Genomic DNA, 18,745 nt, shown 5'->3' on the forward strand with positions numbered 1-18,745 from the left:
GAGGGGCCGATGATTCCCGCGTCGTTCGCACAGCAGCGGCTGTGGTTGCAGTGGCGGATCGAAGGAGCGGGCGCCACGTACAACAGCCCGGCGATCCTGCGGCTGACCGGGCCGCTGGACCGGGCGGCACTGGCCGCCGCGCTGCGGGACGTGATCGTCCGCCACGAGGCACTGCGCACCGTCTTCCCCGAGGTGGACGGCGAGCCGCACCAGCGGATCGTGGAGCCCGCCGAGCTGGCCTGGGACCTGCCGGTGGTAAGGGTGACCGGGACCGAGGACCCGGCGTCGCGCCAAGGGCTTCCGGCCCTGCGGGACCTGACCTGGGACCGGCCGGCGAAGCTGCCGTCGGCCGAGGCGGCCGACGAGATGCCCGGCGAGAGGATCGACGCGAGCGAGCTGCCGGGCGCGGTGGCACGGGTCGCCGCGTACCCGTTCGACCTGTCCGCCGAGATCCCGGTGCGTGCCTGGTTGTTCGCGCGGACACCGGAATCACATGTGCTCGTCGTGGTCATCCACCACATCGCCACCGACGGCTGGTCGGCGGGCCCGTTCGCCAGGGACCTCGCCACCGCGTACGCGGCGCGTGGCAGGGGCCGGGAACCGGAGTGGGCGAGCCTGCCCGTGCAGTACGCCGACTACACGTTGTGGCAGCGGGAACTGCTCGGCGCGAAGGACGATCCGGACAGCCTGCTGTCCCGGCAGGTCGGCTACTGGCGCGAGGCGCTGGCCGGAGCACCGGAGGAACTGGCCCTCCCAGTGGATCGGGCCCGGCCGGTGGAGCCGTCCCATCGCGCGCACGCGGTCGGGGTCGGCATCCCGGCCGCGGTGCACGGCGACCTGGTCGCACTGGCCCGCCGTCACCGCGCCACCCTGCCGATGATCCTCCAGGCCGGACTGGCGGTCACGCTGGCCCGGCTGGGCGCGGGCCACGACATCCCGATCGGAACCCCGACGGCCGGGCGTACCGACGAGGCACTGAACGACCTGGTCGGCTTCTTCGTCAACACGCTCGTGGTCCGCGCCGACCTGTCCGGGAACCCGACGTTCGGCGAGGCGGTCGACCGCGTACGCGCCACCGCGGTAGGCGCCTTCGCTCACCAGGACGTGCCGTTCGAGCGGCTCGTCGAAGAACTCGCTCCCGTCCGCGCACTCGCCCGGCATCCGCTGTTCCAGGTCGTCCTCGCGCCGCTGGACGACGGCGCCGCCCCCGAGGTCCCCGGTCTGCGTGCCGAGGTGCTCTCGATCGGCCGGACGACGGCCAAGTTCGACCTGGAGGTGACGCTCGGCGAGGTCTTCGACGAAGCGGGCGCCCCGGCCGGGATCCGTGGGGTGGTCACCGGATCGGCCGACCTGTTCGACGCGCGCACGGTGGAACGGATCGCGGGCTACCTGGCGCGGACGCTGACGGCTGTGGCCGCGAACCCGGACCTGCCCATCGGCGCGGTGGAAATCCTGGAAACGGCCGAACGTGCCCAGCTTTTGTTCGCCTGGAACGAAACATCGGTGTCCATTGCGGACAGTTCGGTCCCCGAGGCGTTCGCCGAACGGGTGCTGGCGGATCCGGCCGCACCGGCGGTGGTGTGGGACGGCGGCGAGCTCACCTACGCGGAGCTGGACGCGCGTGCGGACCGGCTCGCGCGGGCGCTGGTCACCGCCGGGGCCGGGCCGGAGTCGGCGGTCGCGGTGCTGATGGAGCGTTCGAGCGAACTGGTGGTGGCGCTGCTGGCGGTGCTGAAGACCGGCGCCGCTTTCGTGTCGCCGGACGTGGGCTGGCCGGACGCGCGGATGCGCACGGTGCTCGAAGACGCGGGCTCCGCGATGCTGGTGACGCACCGGTCTACGGCCGGTCACGACCTCGGGATCCCGGTGGTCCCGGCCGATGCCGAGCCGACCACCGCGGTGGAGCTGCCAGCCGCGATAGCACCCGAGGGCGCCGCGTACGTGATGTACACGTCGGGTTCCACCGGCGTGCCGAAGGGCGTGGTGGCCACCCATCGGGACGTGGTGCGGTTGGCGAAGGACCGTTGCTGGGGTGAGACGTCGCGGGTGTTGTTCCACGCGCCGCACGCGTTCGACGCGTCGTCCTACGAGCTGTGGGCTCCGCTGTTGTCGGGTGGCACGGTGGTGGTGGCGCCGGTGGAGCGGCTGGACGCGGCCGTGCTGCGCCGGTTGATCGCCGAGCACGAGCTGTCCCACGTGCACGTGACGGCGGGGCTGTTCCGGGTGCTGGCGGACCGGGATCCCGAGTGCTTTTCCGGGGTGCGTGAGGTACTCACCGGTGGTGACGTGGTTCCGGCCGGCTCGGTGCGGCGGGTGCTGGAGGCGAACCCGGGTGTCACGGTGCGGCAGTTGTACGGGCCGACCGAGGTCACGCTGTGCGCGACCCAGTACGAGGTCGGCGCTCCGGACGAGGTCGACGGGGTACTGCCGATCGGACGTCCGCTGGACAACACCCGGGTCTACGTCCTGGACGAATGGCTGCGGCCCGTCCCGGCGGGTGTCGCCGGTGAGCTGTATGTGGCTGGTGCGGGTGTCGCGCGTGGTTACCTGAATCGTCCACTGTGGACGGCTGAGCGGTTTGTGGCTTGTCCGTTCGGGGACCCGGGTGTTCGGATGTATCGGACGGGTGATCTGGTCCGGTGGACTTCGGATGGTCGGTTGGTGTTCGCCGGGCGGGCGGACGACCAGGTCAAGATCCGCGGCTTCCGGGTGGAACCCGGCGAGGTCGAGGCGGTGCTCGCCGGGCATCCGGCCGTGGCGCAGGCCGCGGTCGTCGTCCGGGACGACGCGTCCGGCGGGAAGCGGCTGATCGGTTACCTGGTCCCGGGGACGCGGGGCGCCGCCGTCAGCGACGCGGTGCGTGCGTACCTGACCGAGCGCCTGCCCTCCTACCTGGTGCCCTCGGCGCTGGTCGAACTCGACGTCCTGCCGCTCACCGTGAACGGGAAGGTGGATCGCGCGGCGCTCCCCGCGCCCGAATACCTGCCGGGTTCCTCCCGCGCACCCGCGAACGCGCGGGAGGAACTGCTCTGCCAGGCGTTCGCGGAGGTGCTGGAACTGCCCACCGTCGGTGTCGACGACGACTTCTTCGCACTCGGCGGGCACTCGCTGCTGGCGGTCTCGCTGGTGGAATGGCTGCGGCAGCGCGGGATCTCGGTTTCGGTACGCGCGTTGTTCGTGACGCCGACCCCGGCCTCGCTGGCCGCCGTCGCGGGACCGGAGCCGGTGGTGGTGCCCGCCAACCTCGTTCCCGAAGACGCGGTGGAGCTCACCCCGGACATGCTGCCCCTGGTCGAGCTGACCGAGGAGCAGATCGCCCGGATCGTGGCGACCGTCCCGGGTGGCGCGGCGAACGTGCAGGACGTGTACCCGCTGGCGCCGTTGCAGGAGGGGATCTTCTTCCACCACCTGATGGCCGACCGCGACGGCGATGACGTCTACGCCATGCCGTTCACGCTGCGGCTGGACACCCGGGAGCGGTTGACCGCGTTCCTCGGCGCCCTGCAGCGGGTCGTCGACCGGCACGACGTGTACCGGACGGCGATCGTCTGGGAAGGCCTGCCGGAACCGGTCCAGGTGGTGTGGCGGCACGCCGAACTGCCGGTCACCGAAGGCCCCCTCGACGACGACGGATGGATGGCGCTGGATCGGGCACCGCTGCTCAGCGTCCGCGTCGAGCCGGAACCCGCGGATGCGGGCTGGCTGGCCCTGGTGCGTATGCATCACCTGATCCAGGACCACACCGCGCTGGAAGTGGTCGTGGCCGAGATCAAGGCGTGCATGGAAGGGCGGGCCGGCGCGTTGCCCGCGCCCGTGCCGTTCCGCGAGTTCGTGGCGCAGGCCCGGCTGGGCCTGTCCGGGGCGGAGCACGAACGTCATTTCGCCGAAGTGCTGGGCGACGTGACCGAGACCTGCGCGCCCTACGGGCTGCTGGACGTGCACGGCGACGGCGCGGGGGTCACCCAGGGCCGCATGGCGGTGGACGACCGGGTGGCCGGACGGCTGCGGGAGGTGGCGCGGTCACGCGGGGTGAGTCCCGCGACCGTGTTCCACCTCGCGTGGTCGAGGGTGCTGGCGGCGGTGTCCGGGCGCACCGACGTCGTGTTCGGCACGGTGCTGCTGGGCCGGGCGAACGCGGGGGCGGACCGCGTTCCCGGTCTGTTCATGAACACCCTGCCGGTCCGGGTCAGGACGGGGGAGCAGACCGTCGGCGAGGCACTGACCGGTCTGCGGGAGCAACTCGCCGACCTGATGGTGCACGAGCACGCACCGCTGAGCCTGGCGCAGGCGGCCTCCGGTGTGCCGGGTGGCGGCCCGCTGTTCACCTCGATCTTCAACTACCGCCACCTCCAGCGGGACGTCGAGCGCTCGGGCACCGGTATCGAAGGCGTCGAAGCCCTGCTGGCCAGGGACCCGACGAACTATCCGCTCGACATCTCCGTCAACCAGAGCCCCACCGGTTTCGACCTCGTCGTGGAGGCCGTGGCGTCCGTCGACCCGAGGCAGGTGTGCGGTCTGTTGCACACCTGCGTGGCGAACCTCGTCGCCGCGCTGGCGGACGCTCCGGATCGCGGGCTGGCGACGGTGCCGGTGCTGGATCCCGGGTTCACCGAGCTGCTCGGGGAGATCAACGACACCGCGGTTCCGGCCCCGGACGGCCTGGTGCCGGATCTGTTCACTGAGCAGGTAATGCGCTCTCCGAGGGCCACGGCGCTGGTCGGTTCGGGCGTCGAGCTGAGCTATGGGGAGGTGAACGCCAGGGCGAACCGGCTGGCGCGAAAGCTGATCGCGGCCGGTGTCGGGCCGGAGTCGGTGGTGGCTTTGGTGCTGGAGCGTTCCCCGGAACTGATGGTCGCCATCTTGGCGGTGCTCAAGGCCGGTGGCGCGTATCTGGCGATCGATCCCGCCCTGCCACACGAGCGGATCCGGTTCCTGGTCGAGGACGCGGCCGCGGCGCTGGTGGTGGATTCTCCGGAGTTCGTGGCGGGGATTGCCGGGTTCGACGCCGCTCCGGTGTCCGACCGCGACCGGATTTCGCCGCTGCTTCCGGATCATCCGGCGTACGTCGTGTACACGTCGGGTTCGACGGGGACGCCGAAGGGCGTGGTGGTTTCCCATCGGAGTTTCGCGAACTTGTCGGTGAGTCATGAGCGTTTCGGGGTGGGGCCGGGATCTCGGGTGGCGCAGTTCGCGTCCTCGGGTTTCGACATGTTCTGCGAGGAATGGCTGCTCGCTTTCCTTTCCGGCGCGGCGTTGGTGATCGTTCCGGCGGAACGTCGGCTGGGCGTCGAGCTGGCCGGGTTTCTTGCCGAGTACGGGGTGACCCACGCGACGTTGCCGCCCGCGGCGGTGTCGACGTTGCCAGTGGACGGCCTTCCCGAGGGTTTCGTGCTGGACGTGGGTGGCGAGGCGCTCCCGGTCGAGCTGGTCGCGCAGTGGGCTGCCGATCGGGTGATGTTCAACAGCTACGGTCCGGCCGAGGCGACGGTGAACGCGGCGGTCTGGCGGTGCCGGGCCGACAGCGGCACCGTCCCGATTGGACGGCCGATCGCGAATGTCCGGGTGTATGTGCTGGACGAAGCATTGGAACCGGTTCCGGCGGGAGTGGCGGGCGAGCTGTACGTGGCCGGTGCCGGGGTGGCCCGCGGATACGTGGGCCGGGCGGGGCTGACCAGCGAGCGTTTTGTGGCGTGTCCGTTCGAACCAGGGCAGCGGATGTATCGCACCGGGGATCGGGTGCGCTGGACTGTCGACGGCGAGTTGGTGTTTCTGGGGCGTGCCGACGATCAGGTCAAGATTCGTGGGTTCCGGGTCGAGCCCGGCGAGATCGAGGCCGCTCTGCTGACCCATCCCGACATCGAGCAGGCCGCGGTCATCGCCAGAGAAGACACCCCCGGAGAGACCCGCCTGGCCGGTTATGTGGTGGGTACCGCGATCTCCGTCGATGAGGTGCGAGGATATCTGGCCGAGCGCCTGCCGTCATACCTGGTGCCTTCCGCGCTCATCGCACTTGACACTTTTCCCTTGACACCCAACGCGAAACTCGACCGCCGGGCCCTTCCCGCGCCGGACTTCGCGAGCCTCGCGGGCGCCGGTCGTGCGCCGGAGACCGCGCGGGAGGAGATCCTCTGCGCCGCGTTCGGGGCGGTATTGGGCCTGGACCGGGTCGGCGTCGACGACGACTTCTTCGTACTGGGCGGGCATTCCCTGCTCGTGGTGTCGCTCGTGGAATGGCTGCGCGGACGTGGCGTGTCGGTGTCGGTACGGGCCCTGTTCTCGACGCCCACTCCGGCCGGCCTGGCCGCGATGGCCGGTCCGGAGCCGGTGGCGGTGCCGCCGAACCTGATCCCGGACGGCGCCACCGAACTGACACCCGCGATGCTGCCGCTGGCCGGCCTGAGCGAGGCCGAGATCGCACGGGTGGTCGCCGCCGTCCCGGGTGGCGCGGCGAACGTGCAGGACGTGTATCCGCTGGCGCCGTTGCAGGAAGGCATCTTCTTCCACCACCTGACGGTCGATCAGGACGGAACCGACGTCTACGTGACGCCCTCGGTGCTGCGGTTCGGCTCGCGGGGCCGTCTCGACGCCTTCCTCACCGCCTTGCAGCAGGTCGTGGACCGCAACGACGTGTACCGCACGGCGATCGTGTGGGAGGGGCTGGCCGAGCCGGTGCAGGTGGTGGTGCGGCACGCGGAACTGCCGGTCACCGAGGAGACCGCGGATCGAGTACTCGCGGCGGAGTGCGGGCGAATGGACCTCGGCCGCGCTCCGCTGATGGACGTGCGTGTCGCGGCGGAAGAGGGCACCGAAGGGTGGCTGGCGCTGGTGCGCGTCCACCACCTGGTGCAGGATCACACGGCCTCGGACGTGTTACTCGACGAAGTGCGGGCGTTCCTGTCCGGGCAGGCCGAACGGCTGCCCGCGCCGGTCCCGTTCCGCGAGTTCGTGGCCCAGGCGCGGTTCGGGGTGCCGCGCGAGGAACAGGAGCGCTACTTCGCCGGGCTGCTCGGAGAGGTCACCGAGACGACCGCGCCGTACGGCCTGACGGACGTGCTCGGCGACGGCAGCACGGCTGTGGAAGGCAGGTTGGCGGTGGACGCCGTCCTGGCCGGGCACGTGTGGGAGGTGGCGCGGAACCTCGGCGTCAGCCCGGCGACGGTGTTCCACTTGGCTTGGGCGCGGGTGCTCGGAGCGGTCTCCGGCCGGAGCGACGTCGTGTTCGGCACCGTCCTGTTCGGACGGATGAACGCCGGTGCCGCCGCCGATCGGATGTCGGGACTGTTCATCAACACCCTCCCAGTCCGGGTGGACCTCGGGAAGCAGGGCGTCGGCGAGGCGCTGATCGGCCTGCGCGACCAGCTCGCCGACCTGATGGTGCACGAGCACGCGTCGTTGGCCCTGGCGCAGGCGGCGAGCGGACTGTCCGGCGGCGGCCCGCTGTTCACCTCGATCTTCAACTACCGCCACGTCCAGGACACCGGGGCCGGTGAGTCCGAAGTGGAGGGTGTCGAGGTTCTTTCCGTGCGGGAACACACCAACTACCCGCTCGACGTCTCGGTGGACCAGAAGGCGACAGGGTTCGACCTGGTCGTGGCGGCCGTGGCGCCGGTCGACCCGGTGGAGGTCTGCGCCCTGCTGCACACCTGCCTCGCGAACCTCGTGGCCGCCTTGACGGAGGCCTCGGATCGAAGGTTGGCGACGGTGCCGGTGCTGGCCTCCGAGTTCGTCGACCTGCTCGCGGAGATCAACGACACCGCGGTTGAGGTACCCGACGGCGTGGTGCCGGACCTGTTCGCCGGGCAGGTGGTGCGTGCGCCGGAGGCGACGGCGCTGGTGGGTGACGGTGTCGAGCTGAGCTACGGCGAGGTGGACGCGTGGTCGAATCGGCTGGCGCGGAAGCTGGTCGCGGCCGGGGTGGGGCCGGAATCGGTGGTGGCCTTGACGCTGGACCGTTCCCCGGAGCTGGTGATCGCCGTGCTGGCGGTGCTCAAGGCCGGTGGCGCGTATCTGGCGATCGATTCGAGCCTGCCGCGTGAGCGGATCCGCTTCGTGGTCGAGGACGCGGCCGCGGTGCTGGTGGTGGATTCGCCCGAGTTCGTGGCCGAGGTCGCCGGGTTCGACGCCGCCCCGGTGGCGGACACCGATCGCGTCTCGCCGTTGCTGCCGGACCACCCGGCGTACGTGGTGTACACCTCGGGGTCGACGGGGACTCCGAAGGGCGTGGTGGTTTCGCACCGCGGGTTGGTGAACCTGTCGGTGACGCACAGCCGTTTCGAGGCCGGGCCGGGGTCCCGGGTGGCGCAGTTCGCGTCCTCGGGTTTCGACAATTTCTGCGAGGAGTGGTCGCTGGCGTTCCTCTCGGGCGCGGCGTTGGTCATCGTTCCGCCCGAACGCCGTCTGGGCGCCGAACTGGCCGAGTTCCTCGCCGAGCACGGGGTGACACACGCGTCGCTGCCGCCCGCGGTGGTGGCGACGATTCCCGACGACGCCCTGGACCCGGCGTTCGTGCTGGAGGTCGGGGGCGAGGCGTGCCCGCCGGAGCTGGTCGAACGCTGGGCGGACGGGCGCACGATGTTCAACACCTACGGCCCGAGCGAGGCGACCGTCGACGCCACGGCGTGGCGGTGCCGGATCGGCGTGGGCGCGGTGCCGATCGGCGGGCCGATCGCCAACACCCGGGTGTATGTGCTGGACGACGCCCTGGAGCTGGTCCCGTCCGGAGTGGGCGGTGAGCTTTACCTGTCCGGCACGGGCCTGGCTCGGGGGTACGCGGGCCGGGCGGGATTGACCGGTGAGCGGTTCGTGGCGTGCCCGTTCGAACCGGGTGAGCGGATGTACCGCACCGGGGACCGGGTGCGCTGGACTCCCGATGGAGAGTTGGTGTTCCTGGGTCGTGCCGACGATCAGGTCCAGATCCGCGGTTTCCGCGTCGAACTGGGGGAGATCGAGAACGTCCTGCTGACCCATCCCGAGGTCGACCAGGCCGCGATCATCGCCGGGGAGGATACCCGGCTGACCGGCTATGTGGTTCTCGCCGAGGCGGTGTCCGAAGAGGAGTTGCGGACCTTCCTCGCGGCGCGGCTGCCCTCGTACATGGTGCCCGCGGCGATCATCCCCCTCGACGCCTTTCCCTTGACACCCAACGCGAAACTCGACCGCAAGGCCCTTCCGGCGCCGGACTTCGCGAGTCTCGCGGGTACCGGTCGCGCACCGGAGACCGCGCGGGAGGAGATCCTCTGCGCCGCGTTCGCGGAGGTGCTGGGCCTGACCCGAGTCGGGGTCGAGGACGACTTTTTCGCGTTGGGCGGGCATTCGCTGTTGGCGGTGTCGCTGGTGGAGTGGTTGCGGCGGCGTGGTGTGTCGGTGTCGGTGCGGGCGTTGTTCTCGACGCCGACTCCGGCCGGACTGGCCGCGGCCGCCGGGTCCGCGTGGGTCGAGGCGCCACCGAATCGGATCCCGGCGGGCACGACCGAGCTGACGCCGGAAATGCTGCCGATGGTCGGACTGACCGACGCGGAGATCGACCGGGTGGTGGCGGCCGTACCGGGCGGGGTGCCGAACATCCAGGACGTCTATCCGCTGGCGCCGTTGCAGGAAGGCATCTTCTTCCACCACCAGCTGGCCGACCGCGACGGAACCGACGTCTACGCGACTCCGACCGTGCTGGCCGTGGACACCCGGGAGCGGGTGGACGAGCTGCTCGCGGCGTTGCGATGGTTGATCGAGCGGCACGACATCTACCGCACCGCGGTCCTGTCCGACGGGCTCCGGGAGCCGGTCCAGGTGGTCACCCGCCGGGCCGAGCTGCCGATCGAGGAGGTGGCTCTGGATCCGCACGGCGCGGACCCGGTCGACCAGCTCCTGTCCGCGGGCGAGTCCGTCATCGACCTGACGCGGGCGCCCCTTCTGCGGGTGCGGATGGCGGCGGCCCCGGACGGCGGCTGGCTGGTGCTGCTGCGCATCCACCACCTGATCCAGGACCACACCACCTTCGACGTGCTGCTCGACGAGCTTCGCGCGTTCCTCTCCGGACAGGCGGGCCAGCTGCCGCCGCCGGTGCCCTTCCGTGACTTCGTCGCGCAGGCACGCCGGGGCGTGCCGCCGGAAGAACACGAACGTTACTTCGCCGAGTTGCTCGCCGGCGTCACCGAAACCACCGCTCCCTACGGCCTCACGGACGTCTACGGCGACGGCACCGAGTCCGCGCAGGTCCGGTTGCCGGTGGACGCCGCGCTGACCGAGCGGCTCCGCGGCCTGGCGCGGACGTTCGGGGTGAGTCCGGCGACCCTGTTCCACCTCGCCTGGGCGCGGGTGCTCGGTACGCTGTCCGGCCGCGACGACGTCGTGTTCGGCACCGTCCTGTTCGGACGGATGAACGCCGGTGCCGGCCGCACCCCGGGGCTGTTCATCAACACGCTGCCGGTGCGGGTACGCCTGGCGGGCGAGAGCGTGCGCGAGGCCCTCGCGGCCCTCCGCCGCCAGCTGGCCGAGCTGATGGTCCACGAACACACCCCGCTCGCCACCGCGCAACGGGCCGGTGGAGTGCCCGGGACGAGCCCGCTGTTCACCTCGCTGTTCAACTACCGGCACAACGTGCCCGCCGAGCGGAACGCCGGGGCCGGTCTCGACGGCGTGACCCCGGTGCTGGTGCGGGACTACTCGAACTATCCGATGGTCGTGTCGGTGGACGACGACGGGACCGGCTTCGAGGTGGAGGTGGAGGCCACCGCCGCGGTCGACCCGGCCTGGGCGGGTGAGCTCCTGCTCACCTGTGTCGAGGGCCTGGCGATCGCGCTGGAACAGGAACCCGGAACGCTGTTGTCCACAGTGGATACGCTCGGCACGGCCGAACGGGAGCGGATCCTCTCGGCGTGGAACGACACCGCGAGGTCGATGCCCGGCGGGTCGGTACCCGAGGCGTTCGCGGCGGTCGTCGCGGCCGACCCGGACGCTGTCGCCGTGGTGGACACCGGCGAAAAGCTCACCTACCGCGAACTGGACGCGCGCGCGGACCGGCTCGCGCGGGTACTGGCGAGCGGCGGGATCGGACCGGAGCCGGTGTTCGCCGTGCTGATGGAGCGTTCGGCCGACCTGATCGTGGCCGCCCTCGCCGTGCTGAAGGCCGGCGGGGTGTATCTGCCGCTCGACCCGGCCTGGCCGGTGGCACGGACGCGCTCGGTGCTGAGGGACGCGGGCGCCGGTCTGCTCATCGTGAGCGAAGCGATGGCCGGGCAGGACCTTGGCGTCGCGGAGGTGCGCGCGGACGCCGGGGCGGACGAAGGCACGCTCCCGGCGGTCCGGGACTCGGCCGCGGCGTATGTGATGTACACGTCCGGGTCGACCGGGGAGCCGAAGGGCGTAGTGGCCTCGCACCGGGATGTCGTGGGTTTGGCGAGGGATCGTTGCTGGGGTGTGACGTCGCGGGTGTTGTTCCATGCGCCGCATGCTTTTGACGCGTCGTCGTATGAGTTGTGGGTGCCGTTGCTGTCCGGCGGGACCGTGGTGGTCGCGCCCGACGAGCGGATGGACGCGGCCGCGGTGCGGCGGTTGGTCGCGGAGCACGAGCTTTCCCAGGTGCATGTGACGGCGGGTCTGCTCCGGGTGCTCGTCGACGAGGATCCGGCCTGCTTTTCCGGGGTGCGTGAGGTGCTCACCGGCGGTGACGTGGTCCCGGCGGGTTCGGTGCGGCGGGTGCTGGAGTCCAACCCGGGCGTGGTGGTGCGTCAGCTGTACGGCCCGACCGAGGTGACGTTGTGCGCCACCCAGTACGAGGTCGGCACTCCGGACGAGGTCGACGGGGTACTGCCGATCGGACGTCCGCTGGACAACACCCGGGTCTACGTGCTCGACGACGGGCTCGACGTGGTTCCGGTCGGGGTGGCCGGTGAGCTGTACGTGGCCGGCGTGGGTGTCGCGCGTGGCTATCTGAACCATCCACTGTGGACCGCGGATCGCTTCGTGGCGTGTCCGTTCGAGCCGGGTGAGCGGATGTATCGCACCGGGGACCGGGTGAAATGGGACGCGTCCGGTCGTCTGGTGTTCGTCGGACGCGCGGACAGCCAGGTGAAGATCCGGGGCTTCCGCGTGGAACCCGGCGAAGTGGAGGCGGTGCTCGCCGGGCATCCGGCGGTGGCGCAGGCCGCGGTCGTGGTCCGGGAGGACGTGCCGGGGGACAAGCGGCTCGTCGGCTACCTGGTGCCTCAGGACGTACTCGGCGCCGAAACGGTACGAAGCTACCTGGCCGAGCGTCTGCCGGAGTATCTGATCCCGTCCGCGTTCGTGGAGCTGGACGTGTTCCCGTTGACAGTCAACGGGAAAGTGGACCGGGCGGCGTTGCCCGCGCCCGAGTACGCGGCCGGTGCGGGGCGGGCTCCGGCGAACGCCACGGAAGAGCTGCTGTGCCAGGCGTTCGCGGAGGCGCTCGGATTGCCGTCGGTGGGCGTCGACGACGACTTCTTCGCGCTGGGCGGGCATTCGCTGCTGGCCATGCGTCTGGTGAGTCAGGTGCGCGTGGCGCTGTCGGTGGAGCTGCCGCTGCGGGCGCTGTTCGAGGCCCCGACCCCCGGGCGCCTGGCCGCCCGGCTCGTCGACGTGGCCGCGCCGGGCCGGGTGGCACTGGCGGCGCGGGAGCGGCCGGAGCCGATGCCGTTGTCGTTCGCGCAGCGCCGGTTGTGGTTCCTCGGCCAGCTGGAGGGCCCGAGCCCGACCTACAACATCCCGTTGACGTTGCGGCTGACCGGGTCCTTGGAGCGGGTGGCCTTCGCGGCGGCGTTGCGGGACGTGGTCGGGCGGCACGAGGTGCTGCGTACCGTGTTCCGGACCGCCGGGGGAGAGCCGTACCAGCGGGTGCTTCCGGTGGACGAGTCCGCCTTCGCACTCCACGTGGCCGACATCGCGCCCGGGGATCTCGACGACGCGATCGCCGAGGCGGCGGGCCACGCGTTCGACCTCGCCACCGAGGGGCCGGTCCGGGCGACGTTGTTCCCGGTGGCGCCGGAGGAGCACGTCCTGGTGCTGGTGGTGCACCACATCGCGGGCGACGGCTGGTCGATGGAGCCGCTGGCCCGCGACGTGTCCGCGGCGTACGCGGCGCGACGGGCCGGGGAGAGTCCCACGTGGAAGTCGCTGCCGGTCCAGTACGCGGATTACACCCTGTGGCAACGGGAACTGCTCGGTGAGGAGGACGCTCCCGAGAGTCTCATGGCACAGCAGATCGCGTACTGGCGGGACGCGCTCGCCGGTGCTCCGGAGGAGCTGGACCTGCCCGCCGACCGGCCCCGGCCCGCGGAGACCTCGCGCCTCGGCCATCTCGCCGAGGTCGAGATCCCGGCGGAACTGCACCACGCGCTGCTGGAGCTGGCACGCGCCGAGGGCGCGACCGTGTTCATGACACTACAGGCGGCGCTCGCGGTGACCCTGTCCCGGCTCGGGGCGGGCACGGACATCCCGATCGGCGTCGCGGTGGCCGGCCGGACCGACCAGGCGCTGGAAGATCTGGTGGGGTTCTTCGTCAACACCCTCGTCCTGCGCACCGACCTGTCCGGTGAACCGAGTCTCGCCGAGGTGCTCGGCCGCGTCCGGGAGACCTCGCTGTCCGCGTTCGCGCATCAGGAGGTCCCGTTCCAACGGCTGGTGGAGGAGCTGGCCCCGATCCGCTCCCTCGCGCGTCATCCGTTGTTCCAGGTGATGATGACCCTGCAGAACACCGGCCGGACCGGGGAACCACCACTGGAGCTGCCCGGTCTGCGTGCCGAGGCACTGCCCTCGGCGGTCAGCTCGCTCGAGTTCGATCTCGACCTGAGCCTCGGCGAGAGCTTCGACGAGTCGGGCGCGCCGACCGGCATCAGCGGCGCGCTCGTCGCGTCCGCCGACCTCTTCGACCGGGACACCGCCGTCCGGCTGGTGGACCGGCTGGTCCAGGTACTGCGGACGCTGGCACGGGACCCGGACACCCCGATCGCCGTGGTGGACGTGCTCGGCGCGGACGAGCGCCGGCGGATTCTGACGGAGTGGAACACGATGCCGGTGCCCGTCCCGGAGATGTCGGTACCGGAGGCGTTCGCGCGCCGGGTGGCTGCCGATCGTGACGCGGTGGCCGTGGTCGCCGACGGGGTCCGCCTCGGGTACGGCGAACTGGACACGCGCGCCGAGCGGCTGGCGCGGGTGCTGGTCGCCTCGGGAGTGGGGCCGGAGTCGGTCGTCGCGGTGCTGCTGGAGCGGTCGGCCGACGTCGTGGTGACGATGCTGGCGGTGCTGAAGGCCGGTGGGGCGTATCTGCCGCTGGACACCGGCTGGCCCGACGCGCGCATGCGCGCGGTGACCGAGGACGCGGGCGCCACGGTGCTGGTGGTCCACGAGGCGACGGCTGGTCACGACCTGGGGATCACGGTGATCCGAGCTGATGCCGAGACGGACACGGCGGTGGTCCTTCCCGGCGCGGTGTCCCCGGACAGTGCCGCGTACGTGATGTACACGTCGGGTTCGACGGGGGTACCGAAGGGCGTTGTGGTGGCCCATCGGGATGTCGTGGGTTTGGCGAAGGATCGTTGCTGGGGTGTGACGTCGCGGGTGTTGTTCCACGCGCCGCACGCGTTCGACGCGTCGTCGTATGAGTTGTGGGTGCCGTTGCTTTCCGGCGGGACCGTGGTGGTGGCGCCGGTGGAGCGAACGGACGCCGCCGTGCTGCGGCGGTTGATCGCGGAACACGAGCTGTCGCAGGTGCACGTGACGGCGGGGCTGTTCCGGGCATTGGCCGATCAGGACCCGGGCTGCTTCGCGGGTGTACGCGAGGTGTTGACGGGCGGTGACGTGGTCCCGGCCGGTTCGGTGCGGCGGGTACTGGAGTCGAATCCGGGTGTCACGGTGCGGCAGTTGTACGGGCCGACCGAGGTCACGTTGTGCGCCACGCAGTACGCGGTCGGCGCTCCCGGTGAGGTCGAGAGTGTGCTGCCGATCGGGCGACCGCTGGACAACACGCGGGTCTATGTGCTGGACGAGCGGCTGAACCCGGTTCCGGTGGGGGTGGCCGGTGAACTGTACGTGGCCGGTACGGGCGTCGCGCGGGGTTACCTGAATCGTCCTTTGTGGACCGCCGATCGGTTCGTGGCGTGTCCGTTCGGTGGTTCGGGCGATCGGATGTATCGCACGGGCGACCGGGTGAAGTGGGACGCGTCGGGTCGTCTGGTGTTCGTCGGACGCGCGGACGACCAGGTGAAGATCCGGGGTTTCCGCGTCGAGCCCGGCGAAGTGGAAGCCGTCCTCGCCGCGCACCCGGCGGTCGCGCAGGCCGCGGTCGTGGTCCGGGAGGACGTGCCGGGGGACAAACGGCTCGTCGGCTATCTCGTGCCCGTGGACACCGGGGCCTCGATCACCGAGCTGGTGCTCGCGCACACCATCGAGCGCTTGCCCGGCTACCTGGTGCCCTCGGCGTTCGTCGAGCTGGACGTCCTACCGCTGACCGGCAACGGCAAGGTGGACCGGGCGGCGCTCCCCGGCCCCCGGCACGAGACGGGCACCGGACGCGCGCCCGCCACCGCCCAGGAAGAACTGGTGTGCCGGGCGTTCGCCGAGATCCTCGGGCTGCCCGCGGTCGGCGTCGAGGACGATTTCTTCGCGTTGGGCGGGCATTCGCTGTCGGCGGTGTCGCTGGTCGAGTGGCTGCGGCAGCGCGGCGTGTCCGTCTCGGTCAGGGCGCTGTTCGTGACGCCGACCCCGGCGGCGCTGGCGGCCGTGGCCGGTCCGGAACCGGTGGTGGTGCCGCCCAACCTGATTCCGCCGCACACCAGCGAAATCACGCCCGAAATGCTGCCGCTGGTCGAACTGTCCCCGGCGGAGATCGCCCGCGTGGTCGAGGCGGTGCCGGGCGGGGCGGCGAACGTGCAGGACATGTACCCGCTGGCGCCGTTGCAGGAAGGGATCTTCTTCCACCACCTGATGACCGAGCAGGGCGGCGACGACGTCTACGCCATGCCGTTCGTCCTGGGCTTCCCGGCTCGGCACCGGCTGGACGCGTTCCTGGCCGCGCTGCGCCAGGTGGTCGACCGGCACGACGTCTACCGCACCGCGCTCGTCTCGGACGGACTGACCGAGCCGGTCCAGGTGGTGTGGCGACACGCCGAACTGCCGGTCACCGAGGTCACCCTGGACACGGACGGCGGGGACGCGGTCGGGCAGCTCCTGTCCGCCGCCGGCGGATGGATGGACCTGCGCCGGGCACCGCTGCTGACCGTGCACGTCGCGGCCGAACCGGACGGGGGCGGCGGCTGGCTGGCACTGGTCCGGATGCATCACCTCGTCCAGGACCACACCGCGCTCGACATCGTGCTCGACGAGATCAAGGCGATACTGGCCGGCCGGGCCGAGACGTTGCCGGCTCCGGTGCCGTTCCGGGACTTCGTGGCGCAGGCCCGCCTTGGCGTGCCCGAGAAGGCACACCGGGACTACTTCGCCGGTCTCGTCGGCGACGTCACCGAGACCGCCGCCCCGTACGGGCTGGTGGACGTGCACGGTGACGGCACGGAGACCGCGCGGGCCAGGCTGACGGTGGACGACGGCCTGGCGAGGCGGGTGCGGGCACTGGCGCGCTCGCTCGGGATGAGCCCGGCGACGATCTTCCACCTGGCGTGGGCGCGGCTGCTCGCGGCGGTCGCGGGACGCGACGACATCGTGTTCGGCACGGTGCTGCTGGGCCGGTCGAGCGTCGGCGCGGATCGCGTCCCCGGACTGTTCATGAACACCCTCCCGGTACGGATCGCCATGGCCGGACGGCCGGTGGGCACGGCGCTGACGGATCTTCGCGACCAGCTCGCCGAGCTGCTGGTGCACGAGCACGCGCCGTTGACGGTGGCACAGGAGGCCGCCGGCCTGCCCAGCGGCAGCCCACTGTTCGCCGCGTTGTTCAACTACCGGCACGCCGGGATCGTCCCGGCGGGACCCGACGACGTGCTCGGGGATGTCGCGACCCTGTTCACCCAGGAGCACAACAACTATCCGCTGAGCGTGTCGATCGACGACGACGGCGCGGAGTTCGGTGTCTCCGTCGACGTCGTGCGGCCGGTCGACGCGGACCGGTTCGGCGCGCTGGTGCACACCACCCTCGCGGAACTCACCACCGCGCTGGAGGAGGACCCGGACCTTCCGCTCCTGGCGGTGGACGTGCTCGCCGTGACCGGACGGGCCGGCGACGAACCGGGCGCGGGCACCGGATCCGAGCGGCTCGCGCGGCGGCTGAGGGCCCTCGGCGTGCGCCCGGAGTCGGTGGTCGCGATCGGCGTGCGGGAACCCGGCGAGCTGGCAGCGGCGCTGGCCGCCGTCGGCGAGGTGGGCTGCCGTTACCTGCTCGTCGATCCGGCGGATCCGGCCGAGCGGGTCGCCGCCGCGCTCACCGGCGCCGGGGCGGTGCTGCTGGTGACCACCACGGAGGCGGCCCCGAACCTGCCGGAGTGGCCCCGGCGCCTGCTGCTCGACCAGCTCGACCAGCTCGACGAGGCAGGTGAGGACGAAGCCGCGCCCGCCGGACGAGCGGTGTTCGTCCCGGGGGCGGCGGACGCGGGCACCGGCCGGGCGCCCGCCACCGCGCACGAAGAGCTGCTGTGCCAGGCGTTCGCCCAGGTGCTGGGCCGCGAACGGGTCGGTGTCGACGACGACTTCTTCGCGCTCGGCGGGAACTCCCTGCTGGCGACCCGGCTGGTCAGCCGGGTGCGGTCGGTGCTCGGCGTCGAGGTGTCGATCCGCGTCCTGTTCGAGACGCTGACGGTGGCCCGTCTTGCCGAGCGACTGGGCCGGGCGGGCGGCGGCCGGTTGGCGCTGACGGCGCGGGAACGCCCGCAGCGGCCACCGGTTTCCTTCGCACAGCGCCGGCTTTGGTTCGTCGGCCAGCTCGAAGGGTCGAGCGCCGGCTACAGCAACACGACCGCGGTCCGGCTGCGTGGCGCGCTCACCCCGGCGGCGCTGGCCGCCGCGCTACGGGACGTGCTCGACCGCCACGAGGTGTTGCGGACGGTGCTCCCGGCCGAGGACGGCGAGCCGTACCAGCGAATCCTGGCGGCCGGGGAGGTCGGCTTCGACCTGCCGGTGGTCGAGGTCGCGGCCGGGGAGGTCACCGACGAGATCGACCGCCTGGCGGGCTACGCGTTCGACCTCGCCACGGAAATCCCGATCCGGGCCTGGCTGCTCCGCGTGGCGCCGGACGAGCACGTCCTCGTACTGGCGGTGCACCACATCGCGACCGACGGCTGGTCGACCGCGGCGCTGGCGCGGGACCTGTCGGTCGCGTACCCGGCGCGCCTGGCCGGGCACGCGCCGGACTGGGCGCCGTTGCCCGTGCAGTACGCGGATTACGCGCTCTGGCAACGCGATCTGCTCGGCGACGCGGAGGACCCGGAGAGCGTGCGGGCCCGGCAGCTGGCGTTCTGGCGCGACACCCTCGCCGGTATCCCCGAGGAGATCCCGCTCCCGGTGGACCGGCCTCGCCCCGCGATGGCGACGCGTCGGGGAGACGAGGTCCCGGTGGAGCTGTCCGCGGAGCTGCACCGGCACGTCGTGGACCTCGCCGCGACCGAGCAGGTCACGATCTTCATGGTGCTGCAAGCGGGTTTCGCGGCGCTGTTGAGCAGGCTGGGTGCGGGCGGCGACATCCCGATCGGCACCGCACTGGCCGGCCGCACCGACGACGCGCTCGACGAGCTGATCGGGTTCTTCGTCAACATGCTGGTGCTGCGCACCGACGTCACGGGTGACCCGAGTT

Annotated in this window: 1 protein-coding gene (running past one end of the window); it reads left to right on the forward strand. The window is 71.6% G+C overall.

Features of this window, described 5'->3' with window-relative positions; genetic code table 11:
* The first annotated feature begins 9 nt into the window (after positions 1-9).
* On the forward strand, positions 10-18,745 hold the 5' portion of the coding sequence (locus tag ABD987_RS15185; protein WP_345392568.1) for a non-ribosomal peptide synthase/polyketide synthase. The gene runs 2,261 nt beyond the window's last position; the window shows 18,736 of its 20,997 coding nt (coding positions 1-18,736); the start codon lies at positions 10-12; its stop codon lies beyond the right edge, outside the window.

It is taken from the genome of Amycolatopsis samaneae (assembly GCF_039541975.1).
In the GTDB taxonomy this organism is placed as follows: domain Bacteria; phylum Actinomycetota; class Actinomycetes; order Mycobacteriales; family Pseudonocardiaceae; genus Amycolatopsis; species Amycolatopsis samaneae.